Consider the following 24,762-nt stretch of genomic DNA (forward strand, 5'->3'; position numbering starts at 1 on the left):
GGCAGGGACAGCTATTAAGGCTACGGTCAAAGCAGAAGCGAAGACGAAAAGATAATCGCTAGGACATGATCATTCGCGGCGGTGAATACGTTTGCCTCCGCGAGGTCGACACGCTCCCCCTCCCTCAGCCAAACACCGCCGGCCACGGCGTTTGGCATTCCGGACGACGTTTCGGCAAACAGGTATGCGCGAGGACCAAGTTTGCAGCGTGATCGACGCAAGGTGCTTCGAGAGTGGTGCCGTAGCCAGATCGCGCATCATAAAGCGCTCACGCAGATACATGTCGTGGGGGCATTCCAGTGACCGACAAGATAAACAAAATCGCGATGTGCGATACTATAGCCTCGTGTGCGGATGTCAAAAGTATCACGGGCAAGATGACAGGAAAATTAGAAAACATGCGCCATGCCTAATCCGATCCATTCTCTTTCCAGATTACCTCGATTGATGAGCGAAGCACTTTAGGAAGATTCTTATTGAACTTGTTTTAGTCTTATTTTCTCGAAAGGAGTAGCAGATGAACCGGGCATGGTTGACGACAACAGGATTTCTGGTGATGGGATTAGCCGGGAGCAGTACCGTATTGGCGAGAACAGTCCCAGCTGGCCAAGTTGCGGGTCCACAAACGATCCGGGTCGAGGTGACGACCGGGCAGGTCGATACGATTGGGGGGGTGATCTATTCGCAGGTGAAATCAACGCGTGCGATGCGTCAGCTCCGGATGACCGTACTGGTGCCGCGCACCGAAGATCTGAAGCCGGCGATCATTTATTTCCCCGGCGGTGGCTTCATCTCTGCGGACTATGAGAAATACAGCGAGATGAGGACGGCGCTGGCGCGCGCGGGTTTCGTCGTCGCCGCAGCGGAATATCGCGTCGTGCCGGACAAATTCCCGGCGCTGGTCCAGGATGGCAAAGCGGCGGTCCGTTACCTGCGCGAACACGCGGAGGAATACGGCATCGACCCGGCGCGCATCGGCGTGATTGGTGACTCCGCCGGCGGCTATGTCGCCCAGATGCTCGGGACGACCAATGGCGAACGCACCTTTGACAAGGGCGACTTCACCGACAAATCCTCCGACGTTCAGGCGGCCGTATCGTTGTACGGGATCTCCGATCTGCGCAGTATCGGCGAAGGCTTTCCCAAGGCCGTGCAGAAGGTCCACCAATCACCCGCAGTCACAGAAGCGCTGTTGGTCAACGGCACGGCCTTCGGAACGTTTCCAGGTGCAACGATCAACAGCAATCCCGAAAAGGCTCTCGCGGCGAGTTCGATGGGGCATATGCAGGGCAAGAAGCCACCCTTCCTCATCATGCATGGTACGGCCGACACGCTGGTATCGCCCATGCAAAGCAGGCACCTGTACGACGCTCTCAAGGCCGGCGGAAACAAGGCCGAGCTTATTCTGGTCGATGGTGCGGGGCACGGTGACATCTACTGGTATCAGACACCGATCATCGATCGGGTCGTGACATGGTTCAAAAACACACTGGGTGGCCCGATCAAAGGAGCAGCGAAGCCAAAGGCGCGTGACGCCAACCTGTAAACCTGAACAGCAGCCCCCGCCGCGCCCCGTCCGCCTGCGGGGGATTTCAGTTCCCGCAGGCGACCGACCAGAGAGCCTCCGAAATCTTCGACAATGACGTGGTGGGCCGCGCCAGCGTGATGGCGATCTCTGTCCGGTAGGTTTCGTCTGCGGCATAGGTGATCTTGCCCGCCGCCAGTGCCGACGACGCAAGCGATAGCGGCACCCACGCCACTCCAGCCCCGTCGATCGCCATCGACAGCAGCGCTGCGGCGAGCCGGGACTGCAGAACTGTCGCCAGCGGGGGCTTCACGCCTCGCGCTGCCCAATCTGCATGGAGGATCCGGCCGAGCCCCGATTCTGGGCTGTAGGCCAAATAGGGGACTTCGGCCTGATCCAGCGTCCATCGCGGCTGCCCCGCCCCATCCGGCTGACAGATCGGCACCAGCAGATCGCTTCCGATCTCGACACGCAGGAAATCTCGCGTGTCGAGCGAGGTCTGAAGGAGCTGGTGATGGTGGGACAGCAGAAAGGAAGCCTCGCCGCGTTGCATCATCCGCTCACACGCCTGAAGGCTATCGGACTTCAAATTGATCGGCTCATGCGGCGCATGTTCCACAATCCAGTGCGGGAAAAACGAGAACGACAATGCGTGGGTTGCAGCCACGGTCAGAACGGCTCCCGTTTGGTCTGCCACTTCCAGCGCCGAAGTGCGGGCACGGTACAGATCGCGTACGGACACCTGAACATAGCCTAAGAACGTCTCGCCAGCAGGACTGAGAGCGGTTCCAGCCGTCGTTCGGGTGAACAATGTAGCACCCACCCATTGCTCCAATGACCGGATTCGCCGGCCGAACGCGGGCTGTGTGATATTGCGACGCTGCGCCGCGCGCGAGAAATTGCGCTCCTCCGCGAGGGTCAGGAAATCTTCCAGCCAGTCTAAATGCACGGCTTACCTCGCTGCTGTCCCGGAACCGGATCAGAAAGGTGCTTTATGCCGAACGAGCATAAACGGCAACCGTATCGGCATTTGATCCCGGTGCTCGCAGAGCCGACAAGACCGGCACACAATAAGAAAAATCGTTTTAGCGAGAGAGCCGGAGAGAAGCCATGGCGCGACGCCTTCTAGGCCAGTTATACGTACAGGTACTGATTGGCATTGCCATCGGTGCGCTCATCGGGGTCATATTCCCCGACGTAGCAGTAATGCTTCAGCCGCTTGCCGATGCGTTCATCAAGCTCATCAAGATGCTCCTTGCACCGATCATCTTCGGCACCGTGGTGCTCGGGATCGCGAAGATGGGGAACGTCAAGGAAGTCGGCCGCATCGGCGTCCGGGCGCTGATCTACTTCGAGATCGTCTCGACGCTGGCGCTGGTGATCGGCCTGGTGGTCGTCAACGTGATGAAGCCAGGCGTTGGCATGAACATCGACGTTTCGACACTGGATGCCAGCGGTATCGCGAAATACCAACCTGCTGCCGGCGAGCAGCACGGCGTCGTCGATTTCTTCATGAACATCATTCCCAAGACGATGGCTGATGCCTTCGCGCAGGGTGCGATGCTGCAGATCATCCTGATCGCGGTGCTCATCGGCTACGCACTGGTTTCGATCGGTAAGCGCGGCGAGCCACTCATGGCGGTGATCGAGTCCCTGCTTCAGACGCTGTTCCGTATCGTTGGGATGGTCATGAAGCTGGCGCCTATCGGCGCTGGTGCCGGTGTCGCGTATACCATCGGCAAGCACGGGCTCGGCTCACTTTGGGGCCTCGGCCACCTGATGCTAGCGGTCTACCTCACCTCGATCATCTTCGTCGTCTTCGTGATCGGCAGCGTCGCGCGCTGGGCTGGCTTCCCACTTCTTCAGTTCTTCCGCTACTTCAAGGACGAGCTGCTCGTCACCTTCGCCACCTGCTCGACGGAAGCCGTGCTGCCGCGGATGATGACGAAGCTGGAGCGCCTCGGCGTCGCCAAGCCTGTCGTCGGCCTGGTCCTGCCGACCGGCTACACGTTCAACGCAGACGGCACCTGCATCTACCTGACGATGGCGGCGATCTTCATTGCGCAAGCAACCAACACGCCGCTGACCCTGTGGCATCAGATCGTCATCCTCGGCGTGCTGTTGCTGACGTCCAAGGGGTCGGCGGGCGTTGCGGGCGGAGGCTTCGTCACGCTGGCGGCCACGTTGTCGACCTTTCCCGACATCCCGGCAGCGGGGCTCGTCCTGCTACTCGGCGTCGACCGCTTCATGAACGAGGCGCGCGCCGTCACCAATCTCATCGGCAACGGTGTCGCCACCATCGCGATCGCGAAGTGGGAGGGTGCACTCGACGCCGAGACGGTGCGGACCGTGATCGCGGAACAGAAGGGCGAAGTACCGCGCAGCATCACCCTCCATCCCGCCGGCCCCACCGAAACCCATTCCTGATTACCACCCACAACCATAGATCCAAGAGGAGCAAAACATGCGCATCATCGACGTCTGCGAAATCACGCAGCCCATCTCGTCCCCCATCCGCAACGCCTATATCGACTTCAGCAAGATGACCGCCAGCCTCGTCGCGGTCGTCACCGACGTGGTTCGCGACGGCAAGCGCGTCGTTGGCTACGGGTTCAATTCGAACGGTCGCTATGGCCAGGGCGGACTGATCCGCGAGCGCTTCCGTGACCGGATACTCGAAGCGGCTCCGGAAAGCCTGCTGGACGACAATCGCGACAATCTCGATCCGCACAAGATTTGGGCGGCAATGATGACCAACGAGAAGCCCGGCGGCCACGGCGAACGCTCGGTCGCGGTCGGGACGCTCGACATGGCGATCTGGGATGCGGTCGCGAAGATCGAGGGCAAGCCGCTGTTCCGCCTGCTGGCCGAGCGCCACGACCGCGAGGCAAACCCACGCGTCTTCGTCTACGCGGCTGGCGGCTATTACTACCCTGGCAAGGACAACAGCCAGCTGTGTGCGGAGATGCGCGGTTATCTGGATCGCGGCTACAACGTCGTGAAAATGAAGATTGGCGGCGCTTCGATCGACGAAGACCGTGGCCGTATCGAAGCGGTCTTGAAGGAGATTGGTTCGGAAGCACAGCTCGCCGTGGACGCCAACGGGCGCTTCGACCTCGAGACCGGCATCGCCTACGCCAAGATGCTCCGCGAATACCCGCTGTTCTGGTACGAGGAGATCGGCGATCCGCTCGATTACTCGCTGCAGGCGGCGATCTCGGAATATTACCCTGGCCCAATGGCGACCGGCGAAAACCTGTTCTCGCATCAGGACGCCCGCAACCTGCTGCGTCATGGTGGTATGCGTCCGGATCGCGACTGGCTGCAGTTCGACTGCGCTCTGTCTTACGGGCTGGTCGAGTATCTGCGCACGCTTGAGGTGCTGAAGCAGTTCGGCTGGTCGCCGTCGCGGTGCATTCCGCATGGCGGTCACCAGATGTCGCTCAACATCGCAGCCGGCCTCGGGCTTGGTGGCAATGAGAGCTATCCGGACCTGTTCCAGCCCTATGGTGGGTTCCCGGACGGCGTGAAGGTGATCGACGGCCACATCACGATGCCAGAACTTCCCGGCATTGGCTTCGAGGGCAAGTCCGACCTCATCAAGGTGATGCGCGAACTCGCGGAATGACGTGGGCTCGGCAGGGCGGCACGACTCCGCCCTGCCGATCTTCCAGCAGACATATGACCGGCTTGGCATTGACCGGTCGGCGGAGAGGTACGGCATGAACCGGCTATCGCTACTGCAGGGCTGCGGCCTTGCGATCGTAGGCTTGAGCGCCACGCACCACGCTTCCGCACAGGAGCAGCCTCCGTCTCAGGTCGAGGCGCAGAACACGCAGGTGCCGGCGACACCGGTCGCCACCCCATATCCTGACGCAGCTGCCGGCGACGGCAATACGCAGCAGGGCTACAATCCACTGCGTTGGGCTGAAGATTGGCGCAGCATGCGCGATCCAGCCAAGCGCGACGACGTCTTCGACCGTTTGAAATACATCCCGATTGGTTCGGACGACGTGTACCTGACCCTGTCGGGCGAACTGCGCACGCGCGTAAACTACTTCTCCAACCCGCAAGGCCGCAAGTCCGAGCATCAACGCCAGGACAGCTACCGCATCTTCCTCGGCGCCGACCTCCATCTGGGCGAACATTTCCGTGCGTACGGCGAACTCGCGCGCGGGCCGATGGATGGCAAGAACATCGGTTCGCCCTCGGGCACGTTGTCGAACAAGCTGCTCGTCCAGCAGGCGTTCGTCGATGGCACGTGGCAAGTCGGCCAGACCGATGTCGGCGCGCGTGTCGGCCGACAGGTCTTCATCGATGGCTCGAACCTGCTGCTGGCGAACCGCGACAATAACACGGTGCAGACCAGCCTGACCGGTGTGCGGGCATGGGCGCGCGGATCGACGCTGCGCGCCGACGTGTTCGACCTTTACTACACAACCTACGGCAATGGCGGCCTCGGCGATGACCCTGTCGATTGGGGACGCCGCTTCAGCGGGGTTACCGCGGGCATCGTCCTTCCAAAGCATCTGTTCGGTGGCTCGAAGCTGTATCTCGACCCGTTCGTCTGGCGTCTGCGCAACCGGGCGGTTACATGGGGCGCCGAGACGGCACGCGAAGAGCGGACCTATGTCGGCGCGCATCTCTGGGGGGAAGCTGGACCGGTCACGATCGACTGGACCGCCAACCATCAGGGCGGCAGCTATGGCGGCCGGGATCTCGATGCGTGGCAGGTGCTCTTGGCCGGGACGTACCGCCTTGGCAAAGCGAACACTGCTCCCCGTCTGGGTCTTCACTTCGACTATGCAACGGGTGGCGGTGCCAATGGGCAGGGGAAGCTAAGGAACGCGTTCGCGCCCTACGGCAACAATATCTACTATAGCTATCAGGGCTATCTGACCCCAACCAACCTGGTCGCTATCGCGCCTAGTATAACCGTCACGCCTGCCAAGACCGTGCGCGTGACGGGCGAGTACCAGTTCACCTGGCGCGAGACGACGAGCGATGCCGTCTACCGGTCGAACGGGACCCCCTTTGCGGGCACGGCCGGCATGGGCGGTCGACGGACTGTCGATGTCGCACGGCTACAAACGATCTGGACCGTCAGTCCGCGGCTGTCATTGACCGGCCGTCTTGAGCACGCTTTTGCCAAAAACGGTCTGACCGCGGCGGGATACCGGGACTCGTCCTACGCCGCCTTGTGGGCGAGCTTTCGCTTCTAACCGGCCAGCAGAACGCAGGAAATTGACCTTATGAGCATCGACGACGACTTCCGGCAGGCAGCGCTCGATTACCACCGCTTTCCCGTTCCGGGGAAGCTCGGCGTTCACGCCACCAAGCGCATGGAAACGCAGCGTGATCTCGCGCTGGCCTACTCGCCTGGCGTCGCCGCTGCCTGCGAGGCAATCGCCGCCGACCCGATTACCGCGCGCGACTGTACCGCGCGCGGCAACCTCGTCGGCGTGGTGACCAACGGCACGGCGGTGCTTGGACTGGGCAACATCGGCCCCCTCGCATCCAAGCCGGTGATGGAGGGTAAGTCCGTCCTGTTCCGTAAGTTCGCGGGCATCGACTCTTTCGACATCGAGGTCGATGCGACCGATCCCAAGGCATTCTGCGATGCTGTGGCCGCGCTCGAGCCGACATTCGGCGGAATCAACCTCGAGGACATCAAAGCGCCCGAGTGCTTCGCGATCGAAGCCGAACTCCGGCGCCGCATGAACATCCCTGTGTTCCACGACGACCAGCACGGCACCGCGATCGTCGTGGCGGCAGCCGTTCGCAATGCTTTGCTGCTCCAGGACAAGGCGATCGAGGATGCAAAGCTGGTAACCTCCGGCGCGGGCGCTGCGGCCCTTGCCTGCGTGGATCTGCTTGTCGCACTCGGGCTGCCGGTCGAGAACGTCACGCTCACCGACATCGAGGGCGTCATCCACGCTGGGCGCAGCGGCATGCTGCCCAACATGGCGCGCTATGCCCGGCAGACCGATGCCCGTCTGCTGGCCGACGTCATCGCCGGCGCGGATATCTTCCTTGGCCTTTCTGCGCCCGGCGTCTTTCGCCCGGAGTGGTTGCCGCTTCTAGCGCCCAGGCCGATTATCCTCGCTATGGCCAACCCCGAACCCGAAATCCGGCCGGATTTGGTACGTGCCCAGCGACCGGATGCCATCATCGCCACCGGCCGCTCGGACTTTCCCAATCAGGTCAACAACCTGTTGTGCTTCCCCTACATCTTCCGCGGTGCGCTCGACTGCCAGGCGACCGAGATCAACGAGGCGATGAAGGTCGCCGCGGTCGAGGCAATAGCCGGTCTGGCGCGCATGGAGCCGGATGAGGTGGTGGCGAACGCCTATGGCGGCGAACCGCTGTTGTTCGGGCCGGATCATATCATTCCAAAGCCGTTCGATCCCCGGCTCATCCTGGAGGTCGCGCCGGCGGTTGCCGAAGCCGCGGCGCGAACCGGCGTCGCGCTCGCGCCGATCACCGACATGACCGCCTATCGCAGCAGTCTCGCCCGACACGCCTATCGTTCGACGCAATTGATGATGCCGGTCTTCGAGGCAGCGCGCACGCGGTCGCAACGGGTCGCCTATGCTGCAGGCGAGGCCGATGCCGTCCTGCGCGCGGCGCAGATCGTCGTCGACGAGCGGTTGGCCCACCCCGTCCTGGTCGGGCGACCCGGCATCATCGAACCGGCCATCACGCGTCTGGGTCTGCGCATCCGCCCCGGCGTCGATGTCGAGATATTCGATCCAACCGGTGTCGAGGACGTGCATGCACGGCTGGGCGACGCGTATTGCGACTTGGTCGAGCGCCGCGGCGTACCTCCCGCTGCTGCACGCAAGCGTGTCCGGCAACAACCCAGCGTTACCGCAGCGATGTTGCTACGCCTGGGGCTGGTCGATGCTGCGCTGTGTGGCACGCCGGCCGACTGGTGGGAGGAAACCCGGCAGGTTCTGGAGATAATCCCCCGATTGCCGAGCGCGACCCGCGCCTATGCGCTGACCGGGCTGATCCACGATGGCGGCACGTTGTTTTTCGCCGACACGCATCTCAATCCCGATCCGACCGCCGAGCAGATCGCGGAGCTGACGTTGATGGCGGCTGACCAGATCCGCCGCTTCGGGATCGTGCCCGCAGCGGCATTGCTGTCGCATTCCAATTTCGGGGCGTCGGGCTCGCCTAGCGCCCGCAAGATGCGCGATGCTCTGGCGATTGTGCGGCAACAGGCGCCCGATCTCGCCATCGATGGCGAGATGCATGCCGACAGTGCGCTCAACGCCGCGATCCGGGCAAGAAGCGTCAGTCGATCGACGCTCGACGGGGCAGCCAATCTTCTGGTCATGTCGTCGCTCGACACCGCCAACGTTGCACTGACGCTCGCGACGTCGATCACCCGTGGGCTGCCAGTCGGCCCAATGCTGCTCGGCATGTCAAAACCTGTGCACGTCCTCGTTTCTTCGACGACAACGCGCGGCATCGTCAACATGACGGCCTTGGTTGCCAGCGACAGCGTGCAGGTGGACGCTTGAGGCAGGAACAGGAACGTCTTCGGATGCAATATGCGGCTTCAGGCATCGCCGACGCCTTCGTCGCGGCTCGTCGCGATGGCACGGCTATGTCGGCCTATCCCGGCGGGCTACCGCAAACGCTGGCCGACGCCTACGCTATTCAGGCGCTCGCTATCGATCGATGGTCAGACGCGATCGGCGGGTGGAAGGTCGCTCGGATCAATGATCCCTGGCGGGAGCGGTTGCACGCCGACCGGTATATCGGCCCGATATTCGCCCGGACGATCGTCGATGCCGGTTTCGTCTCCAAGGTCCCGGCATACGAAGGCGGAAGTGCAGCGTTCGAGGCGGAAATCGCGCTTGTCGTAGGCAGCGATACTGATCCCGAACGGCTGTCATGGTCGCTCGAAGATGCACGATCGCTGATCACCGACGCGCGTCTCGTGATCGAGGCGGCAAGCAGCCCCCTCGCCTCGATTGCTACGCTTGGCCCCCTCGCCGCCATTACTGCGTTCGGGAACAACAGCGGACTGATCCGGGGACCATCTGTCGATCTCAATTCGCTACCAGGTGGGTTTGCGGAGGTGACCATCGATGGTATGTCCGTCGGCCGATCGCCGCTTTGGGGCGATCCTGATGGACCGCTACCGGCATTCGTTTTCGCGCTCGAACGTGCGGCTTCACTTGGCTATCCGTTGAAGCGGGGCCAGATTGTCAGCACTGGCGCGTTGACCGGTGTCCATAGGGTAGTCATCGGTCAGATGTGCTCGGCCCGATTTGGCAACCTCGCTACGATCGACTGCGTTGTAACATCACGGCCAGCGAACCAATAAATCGCGATTACAAAGAGCCCGGCCGTGGCGGTACTCTACCTCCAGCTTAAATCGGACACCTGGCAAACCTAAAGCTTCTCGAAATCGCATTCCTTTTGGGAAGCCGGTAGCGGCCCAATGTCTGCTATCGTCCCTCACCTTTCCAAAAGCTGATTGTCAGCTTTCCTCTTCAATGTTGCCATTTAGCGGCCCGATGTGTGGCAAACCGGATCGTAATCACTGTTGTGCGACAAACAGGTGATTTCGGACACTAGCTTCTCGATCGTCGCAAAACGTCGTCGCCAACCCTGATTGGCGACTACCGTCTGTTTTCCGACAGAGCGTGACGCGTATATTGAAGGCGGTCGGACCGCTTACGACCAGGTGCGGACATTCATCTTTGTTATTGCCTAGCGAACCTAGTTATTTGCGTGCGACGAGCGGGCGTCCACAATGGTTTCCCCACCTGGCGACTTGCGCCATTCCTTCCATCCCGATGACCAGATAGCAACTCGTGAGGCCTATGAAGACGCGAGCAATCCTAAATCGCGCGCGTTCTATGACGTTGAATATCGGACGGTCGGCAAGGAAGACGGCATTATCCGTTGGGTTGCCGCCAAAGGCCGCGGCCTGTTCAACGCTGATGGGGATTGCACCCGGGTAATTGGCACAGCCATCGATATCACCGAACGCAAGCGGGTTGAAGAACAGCTCCGCGAACTGAACGAGACGCTCGAAACCCGTGTAGCCGAACGCACGGCGAAACTGCAGGAAGCTGAAGACGCTTTGCGTCAAAGTCAAAAAATGGAGGCGATGGGAAGCCTCACAGGTGGTGTTGCCCATGACTTCAACAATCTGCTGACGCCGATCGTCGGTGCGCTCGATCTGCTCCAGCGCAAAGGGGTGGGAGGGGAGCGGGCGCAACGGCTAATCGCCGGCGCGATCCACTCCGCCGACCGCGCCAAGACGCTCGTCCAGCGACTTCTCGCATTTGCGCGGCGTCAGCCGCTCCAACCGGTCGCAGTCGACATCGCGGGTCTTGTCGAAGGAATGGCGGAGCTTCTCGCAAGCACGACCGGGCCACAGGTCCACGTCGTCGTAGACGTGGCAAAGGACTTACCGCCAGCGAACGCTGATCCGAACCAACTAGAGATGGCGCTGTTGAACCTCGGCGTAAATGCCCGCGACGCGATGCCGGATGGCGGCACGCTACGGATCAGTGCCACACGTGATAGCGTTCGTGCTCCGCGCGGCACACTAAAGCTCGGACACTATGTCCGGCTTTCGGTTGCAGATACTGGTTTCGGGATGGATGAAGCAACGCTCGCGCGGGCTGCCGAGCCGTTCTTTTCGACAAAGGGCGTCGGTAAGGGCACCGGTCTTGGACTGTCGATGGCACATGGTTTGGCAGCGCAGCTGGGAGGCGCTCTTACCATCCAAAGTCGGCAGGGAGCGGGTACGAACATTGAGCTTTGGTTGCCTATCAGTGCGGCCGTTCTCGTCGACGGGGGGGGGCGCCCAATTTCCTTCCGCACTCGGTCAGGCGTCCGGAGTTGTACTCCTTGTCGATGACGAAGAGGTGGTACGAGCCAGCACTGCCGATATGCTCGAAGAACTCGGTTATGAGGTGCGGCAGGCGGAGTCGGGTGAAGAGGCGATGAGGCGAGTTGCCGAAGGCCTGGTGCCTGACCTGTTGATCACCGATCATCTTATGCCGGGGATGACTGGGGTGGACCTTGCCTGTGCTTTGCGAGAAACGAATCCGGACCTTTCGGTGCTGATCGTGTCGGGATACGCGGAAGCAGAAGGTATTGCACCAAACCTGCCCCGTCTCACTAAGCCATTTAGAAGCGCGGAACTGGAAGCAAGCTTGGCCGCCATTACGACCAGTCGTTCGCGAACGTCTTAATAGGTGCTGGCCGAGCACCCGTAACTGACCTCGCCTTTTTCTAACTTCATTCCCACCGACTTAATGGGGGCCGTTAAACGTTACGATCGGAAATCCGGTTGCTCAGGATGCCAAATTGAAGTTGTTACAACGCGTCCGGCCAACAGGCGGAAGGATCCCATTCGCGGACTGTCACAACGGTCGTGAGCGAGCCGCAAACCAGCCGGTAAAAGCTGAGATTGCGACAGCCGGCACAGCGAGGACGCATGTCATTGCCAGGCCGATTACCCAGAGCGAGCTAGTCCCGGCGTTGAGCCATATCACAGGAAGCTGGGCAAACGTCAGGATGACTCCTGCCATCCATCCCCTCGTCTTGAACGCTGCTCCTGTTAGCGCAGCTAAGCCCAACGAGACGGGGTACCAGAGACGCCAGTAGGCGTCGGCATCCCATGGTTCCGCCGCGCCTGTCACCCAGCAGACGAAAAGCCAGTACAGGACACCGGATACTAGCAAGACGGGTATCTTCATCAGTCCGGTGGTGATCGGCCAATTGTCACATGCAAAATGCCTGAATCCTATTCGCGCCAACCAGGTGCCGGGGTCAAAGCAGATTATCGCGGCTCACCAACCAAACTTTGGATATGGGCACTGTTGCCTGCAATAGCGGCCGTGCCTCGCTGCATCCGCTTCGCGCGGTACAGAGCCTCGTCTGCCTCCTTGAGCAACGAAGCCCGATCGACATAACTTGCGCCATAGACACACGCTCCGATTGTCGCGGACACCGTTATAACGCTACAGTCGTCAGGCACGGCGTAGCGTAGGTCTGCGAGCAATCGCGCAATGTCTTGGACGAGTTCTTCCTGCGTACGCCGTCCACGTAGGATCAGAACGAACTCGTCCCCGCCCAGTCGGCCGATGAAGTGATCGCCCAGATACTGTACTGCTTGCAGCTTGGCGGCCATCACCTGCAAAACCTTGTCCCCTGTCGCATGGCCAAGCCGGTCGTTGACCTCCTTGAACCGATTCAGATCGATGATTGCGATGGCAAGCGGTGCACCTTCCCGGGCGCGATCAAGCGCCAGCTGTAGGTTCTCTTTGCTGGTCCGGCGCGCCTCAAGCAGCGCTTCGACGACCCGCGCCATACCGGCGAGTATCTCCAGCTTTTCGCGAGTCGGATCCTGCGGTTTGTCGTCAGCCACGCACAAGGTGCCGATCGGCAGCGCGGCACCTCCTCCTGGTGGTGTCACTCGCAACGGCACGCCTGCATAGAAACGCACAAAGGGTGTTTCCACGACCATAGGATTGGTTGCAAAGCGCAGGTCTTTGCGCGTGTCCGCGATGACGAGCAGATCGTCGGCCGCGATTGTATGGGTGCAAAAAGACACATCTCGTGGTGTCTCGCTAGCCTCAAGGCCGCACGCTGCCTTGAACCACTGCCGGTCCGCGTCAACTAACGAAACGAAAGCGAACTTGCAGCCAAAGAGGTGCCGCGCCCCTGCAGCGATGGCGTCGAACTCGGCTTCAGGGGGAGTGTCGAGCATATCGAGAGCACGAAGCGCGTCCAGCCGCGCTATCTCGTCGACTATGCCGGTTATGTTTACCATGGGGGACGGTAGCATAAGTGAAGTTGGCATCGGGTTAACGGCATGTACAGGGTCGGTACATCGCCGCGACTCGCTAATGGCATGGCGGCGACTGAGAGACGCTGGAGCGCTCTCGCTTGATAGGAGCATAAACGTGTCCAACTCGAGCGATCTGAGCACTCTTGTTCGTAACGAAGCGCGCGCGCGGGAACAGGCCGAAGCCAGTAACGACGTTTCAGCTCGCATCGCTCATCTGGCTCGTGCTGCCGGGTACGCCAAAATGATCAAGGCTTTGAAGCCATGATGGACGGCGAAACAACCGCTCAGCACCTCGAACGTCTAATAACGGTTATCGATCAGGCTTTGGCAGTCGCGGATGCTGGTGACCAACCGTTGGTAGGCGCGCATCTTTATAGCTGCCTTCGAACGGCAATCGCGTTGCGTGCTATTCCCGATAGTTTGTCACGGCCCTTTCAATAGCAATCAGCCCGATATCTTGAAGGCAGCAGCAAACAAGATCGCTCGCCAGCAAAACTTACCATCCGCGACTTCTAATCCCGCAAACGAACGATGATCGAGACGGATAGGGCGTTCTCGGACTCGATCCCGGTCGATACGATCAGGAGCGCGACGTCAGGCTATTTTTCAACCGCACCGGCCGTTTGTTAAACATATACAGACGGTTCTGCCCAGGAAGTTCGTATACACATCAGCGTTAATGGGCACTCGATGACCGCGGTAATCGTCAGAACGAAACCTGTACGCGCCCTACGATTCTGTCTCCGGCGTTGCATTGATCGGCAAACCTGCTGGCAGTGGCGGTGCGGGAGACGTCAGTCCCAATATAATCGACGCCGATCGTCAGACGGTCACGACGATGCTCGAGACCCAGCCGCCAGTTGGTGTAACTGCCGCCCGGACGAAGACGCTGCACCCGACTGGGGTCGCGGACGCTGCCGGACGAGTGGCCGACCTCGGCCAGCATCGTCAGCGGCGTACCAGGAATACCGGCATTGGCGTTCGCATAGACATACACGTTGCTGCCACCGATCGCGCGCTGCGACGGCGCGCCGATCACGCCGACCGTGGCGTAAAGCGGACCATAGGCATAGCTTGCCGATACGCCGGCCTCGACATAGTCCATGCGGCCCCGCGCGCCCGCGAATGCGTGGCCGGTGGCGTCGGTACGGATACGCACCGCACCCAGATCCCAGTCGGTTCCCACCGAAAGGTCGACGACCGCGTCGGCGCCACCGTGTCGCACGCTGTTCCGAAGCGTTACTGCGCGCGCCGATGCATCGAGCCGGCCGCGCGAGACGCGAATATCGCCTGCCAGCGCGGCACGTCCCTCACTCCAGCTCAGCCCGCGCCGTTCCTCCTCGCTCATTACCTCCAAGGTTACCGACCTGGCATCCTGTGCAAGCGCGGGCGTGATCAGGCCGCAGCTCACGGCGCCGAGCACGCCCGCCAATTGAACGCGGCGGATCATCCAGCACGCTGCGGACTGTGGATCCGGTCGAGCTCGACGCGCAGCATCTGCTCGTCTTCCTGCGCCAGCTTTACCAGATGCTGCTGCATGTCCGCGGACTTCGTCGTGACCTCCTTCTTGATCGCGCCATGGCTCGCAACGCACCAGCCGGGCCGGGTGCCCGAAATCACCGGTTCGCTATTCATGCTGCGCACCAGCCTGGTACCCGACGCCGCGACCGCGTGCCGCGCGACCGACATGCTCGCCGCCCAGTCGCAGCGTAGCGACGACGGTCTTCCGCCGGGTGCAACCGCGCCCACCTGCTTGTGCGTGATGACGACGTCACCGTGATATTTGACGGCGACCGGACCGCTGCGGTGATCCACCTGGTTCTGATGATCGACAGTCATGCCGAGGGCGGCACCGGTGGCGGCAAGCACCAGACCGGCGGTTAAAAAATAGGCCATTTTCGCTCTCCTTTTGCCATCCCGATCCATTCTGATCGGTGAAGCCAATCCTTACGGACGATGATTCTACAACGATGGCTCAGCGTGTCGGTTCAGCTGAACTGCGGCCGCAAGGCGCGTGCGTGCAGGCGGTCCTTCACGTCGAGACGCAACCGCTTCAGCCGAAATAGCCGCAAGGTATCGGGCATGCGTCGCTTCATCTCGACGCGAATCTGCTCATCCAGACGGGCATGCAACTGAGTCAACTTGTGAGAAAACATAGGCAAAGCCGCTCTCCAACCAACGATTGAACGATCGGATCAGTCGCGATGAAAGCAGGCATTCAGGCCAGGCCTAGACATCGAGATAACCCGATGCGGTCCGACATCACGTTCGTCCTGAGACGATCGCCAGAGGGGCCCGGCCCGCTCCCTCAAGCTAGGGTTTCGCCGGTCAAGGTCAATAGGAGAGCGAATGGATTTGCGCGAGTTGACATTAGGACACGGGTCCCCGATGTTACTGACATGTACGCTCCTGCGACACATAAGCGTTTCCGCGACCACGCCGGCCAACTCGCCGCACGCGCTTAGCCCGAGCTCGCGGCCATTGCCGTTCGAGTTCGGGCTTTATTCGATCTGACCTTTGGAACGCGTTCTGCGTTTCATGATCTCGAATAAGTGGAAACCGTGTAGTGGAAAACCAAGTCTCGAAATCCGATGATTTGTGTCAGGATGACCGTCAGCATCAAGCTGCCAATCCAGCACCTCAGTCTTTCCTGCGGATGCGACCACAAAGCTTTTTCTCGAACAAATTCGATCTGGAAATCGTAGAAGGCTATTCCAAGGCTGATGCCGAAGCCCGGCAGAATGAAGGTAAGGACTGGCTGAGCCGACTTATGGAGCTCAACCTGTTACTTTTGATCGTTTTGGTTGGCGTACCGGTGCTGGTATATTGCGTCTTATCCTCCGCACTTTAGAACACGATAAGATAGCGCCTTCGCGTCGCAAACAGGATTATGGATAAAGGTCTCTGGGTCGTCCCACTGAAGCCTCGGGTAAGTGACAATATGTCAGGCGCCCGAGGACCGTTTAGATACGATAGCGCTGAATGCGAGCGAGTTCCTTTGTGACATTGCAACGCGTAGGCCGATCGGCCGTTGTGGAAAAATGGCAACGAATACCTTACCCCAACGGACCGCGTTAAATCTGGCGCATCTCGCGGTGCTGCTGACAGCAGCGCTACAAATTCTGACGCCTCTTCTACCGCAGATTGGGATCGGTGAGCCTATCGGATCCCGGTCTCTAGCGGTCCGAACCTTGATAACCCCGGTAGGCTGGGCATTCTCGATCTGGGGCGCGCTCTACCTCGGAGCCACGGTGTTTGCCGTTTATCAGGCCCTGCCGGCACAGCGCCAAGCTGCGTTGCTTCATCACCTGCGCTGGCCGGCAGCTGGCGCATTTTTGGGGAACGCATTCTGGGCTGCTTATACGCAGCTTTACGGGTTAAGCTTCGTATCGGTTCTGATCATTACCTTCACGCTGACGTGCCTGATCGTTGCCTATCATGCCCTGTCGAATGCGACGGTGTCGAAAACCGCGTAGTGGTGTGCGTACCTTCCGTTGAGCGCGCTCGCCGCATGGTTGACCGTCGCTACCACCGTCAACATCGCGGCTAGCCTGAGGTATCACGGCGTGGAGGGCGGTGCAGCCGCTCCTGGGATCGGTGCCGCGGTGATCGTGATTGCTGGACTCATCGCGGCTACCGTGCTGGTCCGAGGACGTGGCAATCTGCCGTACGCAGCTGTTTTCCTTTGGGCGCTTGCTGCTATCTTCGCTGCAGGTGGCCAAGCTGCAGGACCTATTGCCGTAGCAACCGGCGCTGCCGCGATCCTCGTTATTTCAGGCTTGGTCGCTGGCTACCGGCGCAGGGAATATGCATCTGGTTCGATTAGAGGTTGAACCTAAATCCGTAGCCGAGACCCAGGGTGAATTGGGTCCGGCGCCCACGTTCGCGGACGAGAGGTGAATCGCCTGCGTTCTGACCTAGTCGATCCAGGCCAGTGAAAAGCGTGATGGCGCTTCGCCGGTTCAGGGGACGAATTACGGTACCGCCTACACCGTAGGACAATAATCCGCCTGACGCAGAATACGGTCTGAGTCCGGAGCGTTGCGACTGGAGCGCATCGATGCCGAAATACGTCTCGATATACTCGCGGCTTGCCAGTGTTGCGCGAGGCCCGACGTTGATGATGGTCCGTCCCCGGCGCGGCTGGTAAGCAACTGATCCGTCGGCGACAACGCCGTCATGCCCGCCGAAGCCGCGACGAACCTCAATACGTCCACGCCATGGCCCAGCCCGTTTCTCGACAAAGCCTCCCACCTCAACAGCTGCATCTACGTCGCCGAGGCCGCGTAGCGCGTCACTCCCGCCTGTAATGAGGAACGGCGATCCCCCGCGCTCCTCATCCCGCCCGAAGCGGAGTTTGGCCAGAGGTCCTGCCTTCCACCCGTCCTGGTTCACCACGTTCCAACCCAAACCGTCAGGAATTGAGGCAAAGATCACGTCCTTGTAGTTGATCCGCAAGTCGGGGAAAATCGCCAAGGCCATGTCTCGCGAGCCTTGCCATGCAGGGCTGAGGACTGGCGCGACGCCAACGGTAATGCTCCATCCGGCAGTGCCTGCCTCCAAAGGCCGACCTGCAGGCGGGCCTGGCTTCGGGTCAGTTTGCGCGAAGCCAGGTTGAGCGGAGACTAGCGCGATGAAGGCTAAAACGGCGCGCATCTTGATCCCTATTTTTTGACCATGTTGGTGGACGGCCGGACGGTCATAATCAGCAGCCACCTTATCCCTGTGCGTCTTAAACGCCAGTCCCGGTAAGTAGAGTACGGCTATATCACAGCGTATGACCGGCCCGCTTTCAATGCCGGCGGACGCGTTCAAACTCAGGCCGAGACAGCCGCTCGCGTTTTCCACAGGGACCAGCCGACGCCGCAACCCAGTATTGCAAAGGTGACCGCCAACGACGCTGCGGGCGGGAATTTGGCAAGCCCGAACATATCGGCAACGAAAATTTTCGAGCCGATAAACACCAGCAACGCGGCCAAGGCGTATTTAAGGTAATGGAACCGGTCGACCATTGCGGCGAGCGCAAAATAGAGCGCGCGTAACCCAAGAATAGCAAAGATGTTCGACGTGTAGACGATAAATGGATCCGTTGTGATCGCGAAGATGGCTGGCACCGAATCGACCGCGAAGATGACGTCAGCGCATTCGATCATGACCAGAGCCAGTAGTAACGGCGTGGCGATCCGGCGCATGCGCCCAGTCGCTGGGTCCTGCTCTTTCACCCAGAAACGTTCCCCGTGAAGCTGGTCGGTAACCGGCATGCGCTGGCGAACCCAGCGTAAAACGGGCGAACTGGCTACGTCATATTCCGTGTCTGCAGTCAGCCACATCTTGATACCGGTGAAAACCAGGAAAGCCGCAAAGACGTATAATACCCATTCGAACCGATCGACCAATGCCGCACCAAAACCGATCATCACTGCACGCAGGACAATGACACCCAGGATGCCCCAGAACAGTACGCGGTGCTGATGGATGCGAGGGATGGCGAAGTAGCCGAAGATCATGGCGATGATGAACACGTTATCCATCGCGAGACTCTTCTCGATGACGAAGCCCGTCACGTAGTTGAGGCCGGCAGTAGGCCCGATATACCACCAAATCCACCCGCCGAACGCCAGTCCCAGCGTGATGTAACCTGCTGACAGTGCAAGACTCTCGCGTACCCCGATTTCCCGTTGTCCGCGGTGCAAGACACCCAGATCGAGGATCAGCAACGTTGCGACGATGCCGAGAAATGCCAGCCACATCCAGACAGGCGTACCGAGGAATAACAGGGAAAGCAGCTCAGGCATGGGGACCTCTAACAAACGTGATGACGTGGGGCGGGATTAGCGGTCAAGAGGGCAGGTATCTCGCGAGTGGCTCGCACAAGCGGCCTTTCAGGCCCAACTCAAAGCGCTACAACTGCAGCAGAATTGGAGAAGTCGGGGTTCGGCGCGCCATCGCGATACGCGCGCGCTCGTCCAACTGCTGATGGAGCTGTGCCGGTCTGTTCGTTTCCATGCTCAGAGCCTCTTTTCAATCGGTGATCGAAAGATCGGATCATCAACGGCGACAGGAGGCAAAGCGGCCAGGCCTATATCGAGATAACCCGATGCGGTCCGACATCACAATAACCCGCGAGAAATTGTCAGAGGGGCCCGGCCCGCTCGTTCTAGATAGGACACGGTTCGCGGTGATCAAGCGGTTTCACTATTTGATAACGATCGTAGTCTGCGCTCAATCTGCCGCACTTCTCATCCCAAAACATCACGCCGATCGGGAGATGAATTGGTCGAAAACGCCCACTTCTGGACGCTCAGTTTGGCGAGCCGCAAGCCTGAAAGCCATTCGCCAAGCCATGAGCCGCAACGTGCCCCGCCGGCAGGTGCTCTGCTTGCGGCAGGCAAGCCGTGCGGCGTATGTCTCTACTGCTGGTGGGGGGAAATAAATGGCAAATGGCAGTAGCAGCCGCGGAAACTCGGTTGTCGGCGAGCGCTGGCCGCTCTTCTGGGCAGGCTGTGCGGCGATCAGCGTTGGCGTGGCCCTTCACTTACCGATGCTCGCGATGGCTCATACGATGGGCAATCACCTGTCGGGTATGCCTATGGACGGATGGATGTACCTGGGCATGGCGCTGATCGGTATCGGCGTGCCAGCAGCTATATTTGGCGCTTTACCCAAGAAACGGCCTGATCACAGGGCGGGCGCTGGCGTCGCATATGAAGCGCCCGATGATACCCCTCTGACGCGCTCACATGCTGCCGTTCTGCTGGTGCTTACCCTCGGGCTCATCATCGACACTATGAAGCCAGCAACGCTCGGCTTCGTGCTCCCAGGTATGCGTGGCGAGTATGGGCTCGCCAAATCGACCGTTGCCTTGTTGCCGTTCGTTGCCCTTACGGGAACGACGGTTGGCTCGTTTCTGTGGGGGTGGCTTGCGGACATCTATGGTCGGCGTGTGTCGATCCTGTTGTCGACCATCCTGTTCGTCTCGACTTCGATCTGCGGAGCTATGCCTTCCTACAGCTGGAACCTGATCATGTGTTTTCTGATGGGGTGCTCGGCTGGCGGCATGCTGCCCGTCGTCTACACCCTGTTGGCAGAGATCATGCCTCCGCGGCACAGAAGCTGGGTCCTTGTGCTGGTTGGTGGCACGGGACTGGTCGGTGGCTACCTCGCAGCTAGCGGTGCAGCGCATCTGTTCGAGCCCCTGTTCGGCTGGCGTAGCTTGTGGCTGCAGGGCTTTCCCACCGGTTTGCTGCTGCTTGCGATGGCAAGGTGGATACCTGAGTCTCCACGATTTCTGTTGGAACGGGGCATGGACGCCGAGCTAGCTGACATGGTTCGCAAGTTCGGCATCGTCAGGCGTGCGCCACAGGCAGCGCCAGCGGACGCTGGCAGCGCCGCGGCTCACCACCGCGAGTTGACCATCGCCTTGGTGATCACGGCTCTTTCCTGGAGCTTCGTCAACTTTGGCTTGCTGCTATGGTTGCCTTCCGATCTCCAGGATCGAGGCTTCAGTGCCGAGATTGCGAGCGGCATCATCGCCAGCTCAGCACTTGTTGCCCTGCCCACGATCATGATCGCGGCCTTCCTTTACAGCCGGTGGAGCAGCAAGCGCACCCTGATCGGCACTGTGCTTCTCACACTCGCCGGGCTTGCCGGAGCCCTACTGCCGGCACCTACGCTGGCTTGGCCACCCCTGCTCATCGCTGTGATCGCGTTGTTGGTTGTTGGCACAAACGGATTGATCGCCGTGCTACTTCCCTATGCAGCCGAAAACTACGCATTACGCGTCCGTGGACGTGCCACCGGGCTTATCGCGGGGAGTAGCAAATTTGGTGGCGTTGCTGTCCAGCTGGGCGCCTTCGCTGGGCTGATCCCGACGATGGGGGGCGCGGCAATCGCGCTAATTGTACCAATGACGCTGTCAGCGGTACTGATCGGACGCGCAGGAAGAGAGACGCGCGGACGCAGCTTACGCGAGCTGGAAGCAACGGCTTAGCTGTCGGCTCGACATACGCCTCCGGAGTGTCCTCAGCGGTCAGATATGTGAAAAACCCAGTCGCAATCACGACTGCACGACAAACAGGTGTTTTGCGACGCTTGAGCAGGCCTGCCGGCGCTTAGCGTATATCTGGGTCCGTTCTATGTACCGCCCCCGAACAGCAAACCTTCAAAGCGGCTAGGTCGCTAGCGCCCAAGTGCGGACGTTCAGCCCCTCTCGCCAAGAATATGAGGCTCGATCTCCATGGTCGCACCTTTCAAGCGGTCCTGGGCGCAGCCTGCGTGGGCATAGATCGCCTGCCACGGGTCATCGTCGCTCTTTGATCCCGCGTCCCAGCGCCAAAGATTCTCGACCGCGATCATCACGGCGTGGGCGTCGGGAGTCCGGTCGATGCCTTCCCCGCAAAACCAACATTGATACTCGCTCATGGGAGCATGATGGCGCTTCCGTGGCTCGGCAGCAATGTCCGCTTTCCACCATTCCGAACGATTCGAGGACGATCGCGTCGAATAACCGCTGGCGCCCAATGTCGGACGTCCACGATGCTGATCCAATGATGGGGTACCACTACGGCGGCATTTCAACGGACTCCTGCCGCCCTCGTATGCCAGCCTCATACCCGTAGCTATCAATCGCCCGATCTCGTACGCACCCTGACCGCTGTCGTAGTTGCGTGGGAGTGCGAAAGCCGCCCGGTTGCTTTGACGGCCTACTGAACTCGAGTTGGCACAGATGCCCGCGCATAGCCCCCCCCGATAACTGTGTGTGGCCCTCAGATCCGCACCATCCGCACAGGCTTGCCTTTAGCGAAGCAAACATCCCGATGCGCCGGTCCCGGATGGCGGAGTGGCGGGGGATGTCACTTTTGGCGCATCCACTCAATTGCCTCCATCCAGGACGGAAGGCCGGTGGCGTTCCGAACCCAATGAACGGCGCCCGCCTCGTCGGCCACTCGCTTACGCCCAATAGAGATCCAGTACCTCGCGGATTGCGCGCTCAGCGTCCTCACGCGATGCGCCGCCCTTGTTCAAGAGCGTAAGCCGCACGCCCTTCCGGTCGGCACCTTCGACCCTAAGGACCGCTTTCCCTCCCTCGCTCGAAACGGTCGTCGTCGTTGATCCTGACTTCTTGGGGGATCCTGACCTTTTGGGGGGGTCAACAGCTAATGTCAGGGCTTTGAGTACTTCAAGCACCGGCATAGGCTGCCCGCTCTCTTCTTGGGCCTTTGCAAGACGCTCCGCTTCCTTGAACGCACGCTCCCTACGATCCTCTGGCTTCAATAGAGACTTAAGCGCGATCGCGTTTCGGACTCCCAATTCTTGAGGCTCGGTAAAGGCTTTCGTCAGCTCCGTCGGCAGCCGTGCCAGATCCAAGTAACGCGTCAACCAGCTCTCAGAGACTTTGAGGCGTTCAGCCATCGTCTTCTGACGCCCCTCATAATAGGCGTCGAGCGCTCGTAGATAGTCCCGAGCTCGCTCTAGATCGGTAAGATCGTCGCGCGCACGGTTTTCAATATCCGCAAGGCGAAATGCTTCCTCGTCGCCGATCTCGCGGACGTCAATGAGGAACTTGAATTCCGGATAGTTGTGGGACCGCAGCCAGCTGATAGTCCAATGTCGGCGGGCGCCGCATATCACTTCGAAGTCGTAGTTTGGATCGCCCACAACACGACGAACGATAGCTGGAATTTCCTGCCGGCCTTGCGCCTTGATGCTTTCAATCAGGTCCTCGCAGCGCTGCTCATTGAGCAGACCGTACTCACGGTTGTGCCCGGCCCACATGCGGCATCGGGCCGGATCGACCAGTTCATGGGTACGCGTCACCACCGCACCTGATGCCAGGTCAGCTAGCCGATTGGCCCTGCCGGTCAAAACGTTCGTTGCAATGCCGGACCGTCGCGGTGCCGCCTCGCTCGTAAGGTCAATTCCAGCCGCGAGATCAGCGGCGAAGCTGCTGTTTTTCCTGCTCATGTGAGCCTCCCTTCGCTCGCAATTGCACGCGTGCAAGTCGCGTTCTACTGAAAATTGCACGCGTGCAATTTTCCTCGCTCACGCGAGCGCCGCCTCGCGCAAGCGCTTCTGATGGCTTGGCCACATCGACCGTATGTCGACCTCGATTTCGCCGTTCACGCCGTCCAGATACGCAAGGCAGCGGTTACGAACTGCAGAGCTGGTTGCCGGCCCATCGAGTTCATAAACCGTCATCAACCGAGCAGTCGCGTTATCGATCTCCGCAGAATCCTTGAGCGGCGTGCGCACCATCGCATGGCCGAACAGCGTCCGCATCAGGTTTAACAGCTCCTTCTGCATCGACTTGTTCTCGTCGACCTTCGACGCGACAAACCGCAGGAACCGCAGTTCAGGCGCTAAACCACGTTCAGCAAGCTGCTCGATCGTCTCGTCCAGCATTGAAAGAAAAGCAGCTGTCGAGGAGAAATCCATGACTGTTGGCGGGACGGGCACGACCAATGAATTTGCCGCGCGCAACACTGACAGAGAAATCGCACCCAAGGCGGGTGGGGGATCCATCACGATCACGTCGAAGCGGTCCGCGATGCTTTCGATCCCGTCTCTCAACCGATCCAGCAGGCCCCCACTTCCGCGTGCCATGCGTGCCGCCAGTTCATATTCGGATTGGAACAATCTCAAGTTCGCCGGGATAAGCTCCAGGCCGTCGAAATGCGTCTTTCGGAGCGCATAATCGAGCGATGTTCGCTCCCCCTCGCGAAGGAAGGGGTAGAGTGTGTCGTCTTCGTCAAGGTCGAGGTCGGGCACGTAGCCGAACAACGTCGTCGCCGACGCCTGACTGTCGCAGTCAATGAGTGCTACCCGGTAGCCGCGGATTGCGAGATATTGCGCGAGATGCACCGCGAGCGTCGACTTTCCAACGCCACCCTTGAAGTTTTGCACGGCGACAACGCAGCATGGATCTTCGGGGCTGCGATACGGTCGGGTCCCAAACACACCCCGCATGTCATTAAGTTGCGCAAGCGTATATTTTTCGCGCCGATTGTTGTCGGTCCGCGTCGGCTCCGGCAGGCGTCCGTCCTTCTCCGCATCACGAATCGCCGCCGCGGTCCGGCCGACAAGCTGAGCCGCTTTGCCGATTGTGAAGGTCGGTTCGCGACGATCGTCGCTTCTGGCGCTCCGTGCCGAATCCCGAAGTCGCTCTAAGACCGAAGATGTGCGGTTCGCCAAGGTCGCAACGGACACGAGGCGATCGGCCTCCTCTAGCTCCAGGCTATTAGACATACTTCTGCCTTTCGAAATTCAAGGCATGGTATACAAACTTGCGGATTTTGGTCAACGAGTTTGCAAGTTTCGAAAGTTGAGCGGCCGCTTTGGCGGATCTCAGACGGTCCAGGCGCTAACCTGACCCTATGGGGGAGGCAAATTGCACGCGTGCAATTCT

Annotated in this window: 21 protein-coding genes; 11 read left to right on the forward strand and 10 right to left on the reverse strand. The window is 60.2% G+C overall.

Annotation, left to right across the window (positions count from 1 at the left end; translation table 11 throughout):
• Nucleotides 1-517: 517 nt before the first annotated feature.
• On the forward strand, nt 518-1,546 hold the full coding sequence (locus tag ASE72_RS18860; RefSeq protein WP_056025391.1) for an alpha/beta hydrolase: 1,029 nt from the start codon (nt 518-520) through the stop codon (nt 1,544-1,546).
• Nucleotides 1,547-1,592: 46 nt separating this feature from the next.
• On the opposite strand, the gene ASE72_RS18865 is transcribed toward ASE72_RS18860, so the two are convergent.
• A complete protein-coding gene (locus ASE72_RS18865; protein ID WP_056025394.1) occupies nt 1,593-2,474 on the reverse strand; it encodes a LysR family transcriptional regulator in 882 nt (293 codons plus the stop codon).
• Nucleotides 2,475-2,635: 161 nt separating this feature from the next.
• Between ASE72_RS18865 and dctA the strand changes: the two genes are divergently transcribed.
• From dctA to ASE72_RS20730, 7 genes are all read left to right on the forward strand, one after another.
• Entirely contained in the window at nt 2,636-3,952 is a 1,317-nt protein-coding gene (dctA, locus tag ASE72_RS18870) for a C4-dicarboxylate transporter DctA (protein ID WP_055876886.1), read from the forward strand.
• Between the two features lie 37 nt (nt 3,953-3,989).
• Nucleotides 3,990-5,153: a mandelate racemase/muconate lactonizing enzyme family protein gene (locus ASE72_RS18875; protein WP_055876890.1), complete on the forward strand. Its 1,164-nt coding sequence runs from the start codon at nt 3,990-3,992 to the stop codon at nt 5,151-5,153.
• Between the two features lie 316 nt (nt 5,154-5,469).
• Nucleotides 5,470-6,747, forward strand: a complete 1,278-nt coding sequence (locus ASE72_RS18880) for an alginate export family protein (RefSeq protein WP_235532459.1) — start codon at nt 5,470-5,472, stop codon at nt 6,745-6,747.
• A 36-nt stretch (nt 6,748-6,783) separates the two neighbouring features.
• On the forward strand, nt 6,784-9,057 hold the full coding sequence (locus tag ASE72_RS18885; protein WP_056025454.1) for an NADP-dependent malic enzyme: 2,274 nt from the start codon (nt 6,784-6,786) through the stop codon (nt 9,055-9,057).
• Entirely contained in the window at nt 9,054-9,869 is an 816-nt protein-coding gene (locus ASE72_RS18890; RefSeq protein ID WP_156350675.1) for a 2-keto-4-pentenoate hydratase, read from the forward strand. Before ASE72_RS18885 ends, ASE72_RS18890 begins: the two co-directional genes overlap by 4 nt.
• A 432-nt stretch (nt 9,870-10,301) precedes the next feature.
• On the forward strand, nt 10,302-11,420 hold the full coding sequence (locus ASE72_RS19915) for a PAS domain-containing hybrid sensor histidine kinase/response regulator (protein WP_200916400.1): 1,119 nt from the start codon (nt 10,302-10,304) through the stop codon (nt 11,418-11,420).
• Nucleotides 11,421-11,451: 31 nt separating this feature from the next.
• On the forward strand, nt 11,452-11,757 hold the full coding sequence (locus tag ASE72_RS20730) for a response regulator (RefSeq protein ID WP_235532460.1): 306 nt from the start codon (nt 11,452-11,454) through the stop codon (nt 11,755-11,757).
• 590 nt (nt 11,758-12,347) lie between these two features.
• Here the strand turns inward: ASE72_RS20730 and ASE72_RS18905 are convergent.
• The 4 genes from ASE72_RS18905 to ASE72_RS19920 all read right to left on the reverse strand — a co-directional run bounded on the left by ASE72_RS18905 (nt 12,348) and on the right by ASE72_RS19920 (nt 15,514).
• Nucleotides 12,348-13,277: a sensor domain-containing diguanylate cyclase gene (locus ASE72_RS18905; RefSeq protein WP_162235506.1), complete on the reverse strand. Its 930-nt coding sequence runs from the start codon at nt 13,275-13,277 to the stop codon at nt 12,348-12,350.
• A 787-nt stretch (nt 13,278-14,064) separates the two neighbouring features.
• Nucleotides 14,065-14,808: a TorF family putative porin gene (locus ASE72_RS18910; protein ID WP_056025404.1), complete on the reverse strand. Its 744-nt coding sequence runs from the start codon at nt 14,806-14,808 to the stop codon at nt 14,065-14,067.
• A complete protein-coding gene (locus tag ASE72_RS18915) occupies nt 14,805-15,254 on the reverse strand; it encodes a hypothetical protein (protein WP_056025407.1) in 450 nt (149 codons plus the stop codon). The genes ASE72_RS18910 and ASE72_RS18915 overlap by 4 nt, the downstream gene beginning before the upstream one ends.
• A gap of 92 nt (nt 15,255-15,346) precedes the next feature.
• Entirely contained in the window at nt 15,347-15,514 is a 168-nt protein-coding gene (locus ASE72_RS19920; RefSeq protein ID WP_082446302.1) for a DUF465 domain-containing protein, read from the reverse strand.
• A gap of 410 nt (nt 15,515-15,924) precedes the next feature.
• Between ASE72_RS19920 and ASE72_RS20455 the strand changes: the two genes are divergently transcribed.
• Nucleotides 15,925-16,209: a hypothetical protein gene (locus tag ASE72_RS20455; RefSeq protein ID WP_156350676.1), complete on the forward strand. Its 285-nt coding sequence runs from the start codon at nt 15,925-15,927 to the stop codon at nt 16,207-16,209.
• 190 nt (nt 16,210-16,399) lie between these two features.
• Entirely contained in the window at nt 16,400-16,834 is a 435-nt protein-coding gene (locus ASE72_RS20980) for a hypothetical protein (protein ID WP_056025410.1), read from the forward strand.
• A gap of 346 nt (nt 16,835-17,180) precedes the next feature.
• Here ASE72_RS20980 and ASE72_RS18925 read toward each other — a convergent pair whose 3' ends face one another.
• Both ASE72_RS18925 and ASE72_RS18930 read right to left on the reverse strand, forming a co-directional pair.
• On the reverse strand, nt 17,181-18,014 hold the full coding sequence (locus ASE72_RS18925) for a MipA/OmpV family protein (RefSeq protein ID WP_268795919.1): 834 nt from the start codon (nt 18,012-18,014) through the stop codon (nt 17,181-17,183).
• Nucleotides 18,015-18,175: 161 nt separating this feature from the next.
• The gene (locus tag ASE72_RS18930; RefSeq protein WP_055876917.1) at nt 18,176-19,153 is read right to left on the reverse strand and encodes a TerC family protein; all 978 of its coding nucleotides are present in this window, start codon (nt 19,151-19,153) and stop codon (nt 18,176-18,178) included.
• 638 nt (nt 19,154-19,791) lie between these two features.
• Between ASE72_RS18930 and ASE72_RS18935 the strand changes: the two genes are divergently transcribed.
• Nucleotides 19,792-21,348, forward strand: a complete 1,557-nt coding sequence (locus ASE72_RS18935) for an MFS transporter (protein WP_056025413.1) — start codon at nt 19,792-19,794, stop codon at nt 21,346-21,348.
• Between the two features lie 209 nt (nt 21,349-21,557).
• Here the strand turns inward: ASE72_RS18935 and ASE72_RS18940 are convergent, their stop codons facing one another.
• The 3 genes from ASE72_RS18940 to ASE72_RS18950 all read right to left on the reverse strand — a co-directional run bounded on the left by ASE72_RS18940 (nt 21,558) and on the right by ASE72_RS18950 (nt 24,602).
• A complete protein-coding gene (locus tag ASE72_RS18940) occupies nt 21,558-21,779 on the reverse strand; it encodes a hypothetical protein (RefSeq protein ID WP_056025416.1) in 222 nt (73 codons plus the stop codon).
• A 528-nt stretch (nt 21,780-22,307) separates the two neighbouring features.
• A complete protein-coding gene (locus ASE72_RS18945; RefSeq protein WP_056025419.1) occupies nt 22,308-23,321 on the reverse strand; it encodes a ParB/RepB/Spo0J family partition protein in 1,014 nt (337 codons plus the stop codon).
• A gap of 78 nt (nt 23,322-23,399) precedes the next feature.
• Nucleotides 23,400-24,602: an AAA family ATPase gene (locus ASE72_RS18950; RefSeq protein WP_056025422.1), complete on the reverse strand. Its 1,203-nt coding sequence runs from the start codon at nt 24,600-24,602 to the stop codon at nt 23,400-23,402.
• Nucleotides 24,603-24,762 lie beyond the last annotated feature (160 nt).

The organism is Sphingomonas sp. Leaf20 (assembly GCF_001421535.1).
In the GTDB taxonomy this organism is placed as follows: domain Bacteria; phylum Pseudomonadota; class Alphaproteobacteria; order Sphingomonadales; family Sphingomonadaceae; genus Sphingomonas.

Bases quoted from the DNA above. Each gene is read 5' to 3' on its own strand.
- dctA (WP_055876886.1), top strand. From the start codon at position 2,636: ATGGCGCGACGCCTTCTAGGCCAGTTATACGTACAGGTACTGATTGGC.
- ASE72_RS18925 (WP_268795919.1), bottom strand. From the start codon at position 18,014: ATGCGCGCCGTTTTAGCCTTCATCGCGCTAGTCTCCGCTCAACCTGGC.
- ASE72_RS18935 (WP_056025413.1), top strand. From the start codon at position 19,792: ATGGCAAATGGCAGTAGCAGCCGCGGAAACTCGGTTGTCGGCGAGCGC.
- ASE72_RS18875 (WP_055876890.1), top strand. From the start codon at position 3,990: ATGCGCATCATCGACGTCTGCGAAATCACGCAGCCCATCTCGTCCCCC.
- ASE72_RS18905 (WP_162235506.1), bottom strand. From the start codon at position 13,277: ATGCTCGACACTCCCCCTGAAGCCGAGTTCGACGCCATCGCTGCAGGG.
- ASE72_RS19915 (WP_200916400.1), top strand. From the start codon at position 10,302: ATGGTTTCCCCACCTGGCGACTTGCGCCATTCCTTCCATCCCGATGAC.
- ASE72_RS20730 (WP_235532460.1), top strand. From the start codon at position 11,452: ATGCTCGAAGAACTCGGTTATGAGGTGCGGCAGGCGGAGTCGGGTGAA.
- ASE72_RS19920 (WP_082446302.1), bottom strand. From the start codon at position 15,514: ATGTTTTCTCACAAGTTGACTCAGTTGCATGCCCGTCTGGATGAGCAG.
- ASE72_RS18915 (WP_056025407.1), bottom strand. From the start codon at position 15,254: ATGGCCTATTTTTTAACCGCCGGTCTGGTGCTTGCCGCCACCGGTGCC.
- ASE72_RS18860 (WP_056025391.1), top strand. From the start codon at position 518: ATGAACCGGGCATGGTTGACGACAACAGGATTTCTGGTGATGGGATTA.
- ASE72_RS18930 (WP_055876917.1), bottom strand. From the start codon at position 19,153: ATGCCTGAGCTGCTTTCCCTGTTATTCCTCGGTACGCCTGTCTGGATG.
- ASE72_RS18945 (WP_056025419.1), bottom strand. From the start codon at position 23,321: ATGAGCAGGAAAAACAGCAGCTTCGCCGCTGATCTCGCGGCTGGAATT.
- ASE72_RS20980 (WP_056025410.1), top strand. From the start codon at position 16,400: ATGGCAACGAATACCTTACCCCAACGGACCGCGTTAAATCTGGCGCAT.
- ASE72_RS18940 (WP_056025416.1), bottom strand. From the start codon at position 21,779: ATGAGCGAGTATCAATGTTGGTTTTGCGGGGAAGGCATCGACCGGACT.
- ASE72_RS18910 (WP_056025404.1), bottom strand. From the start codon at position 14,808: ATGATCCGCCGCGTTCAATTGGCGGGCGTGCTCGGCGCCGTGAGCTGC.
- ASE72_RS18950 (WP_056025422.1), bottom strand. From the start codon at position 24,602: ATGTCTAATAGCCTGGAGCTAGAGGAGGCCGATCGCCTCGTGTCCGTT.
- ASE72_RS18880 (WP_235532459.1), top strand. From the start codon at position 5,470: ATGCGCGATCCAGCCAAGCGCGACGACGTCTTCGACCGTTTGAAATAC.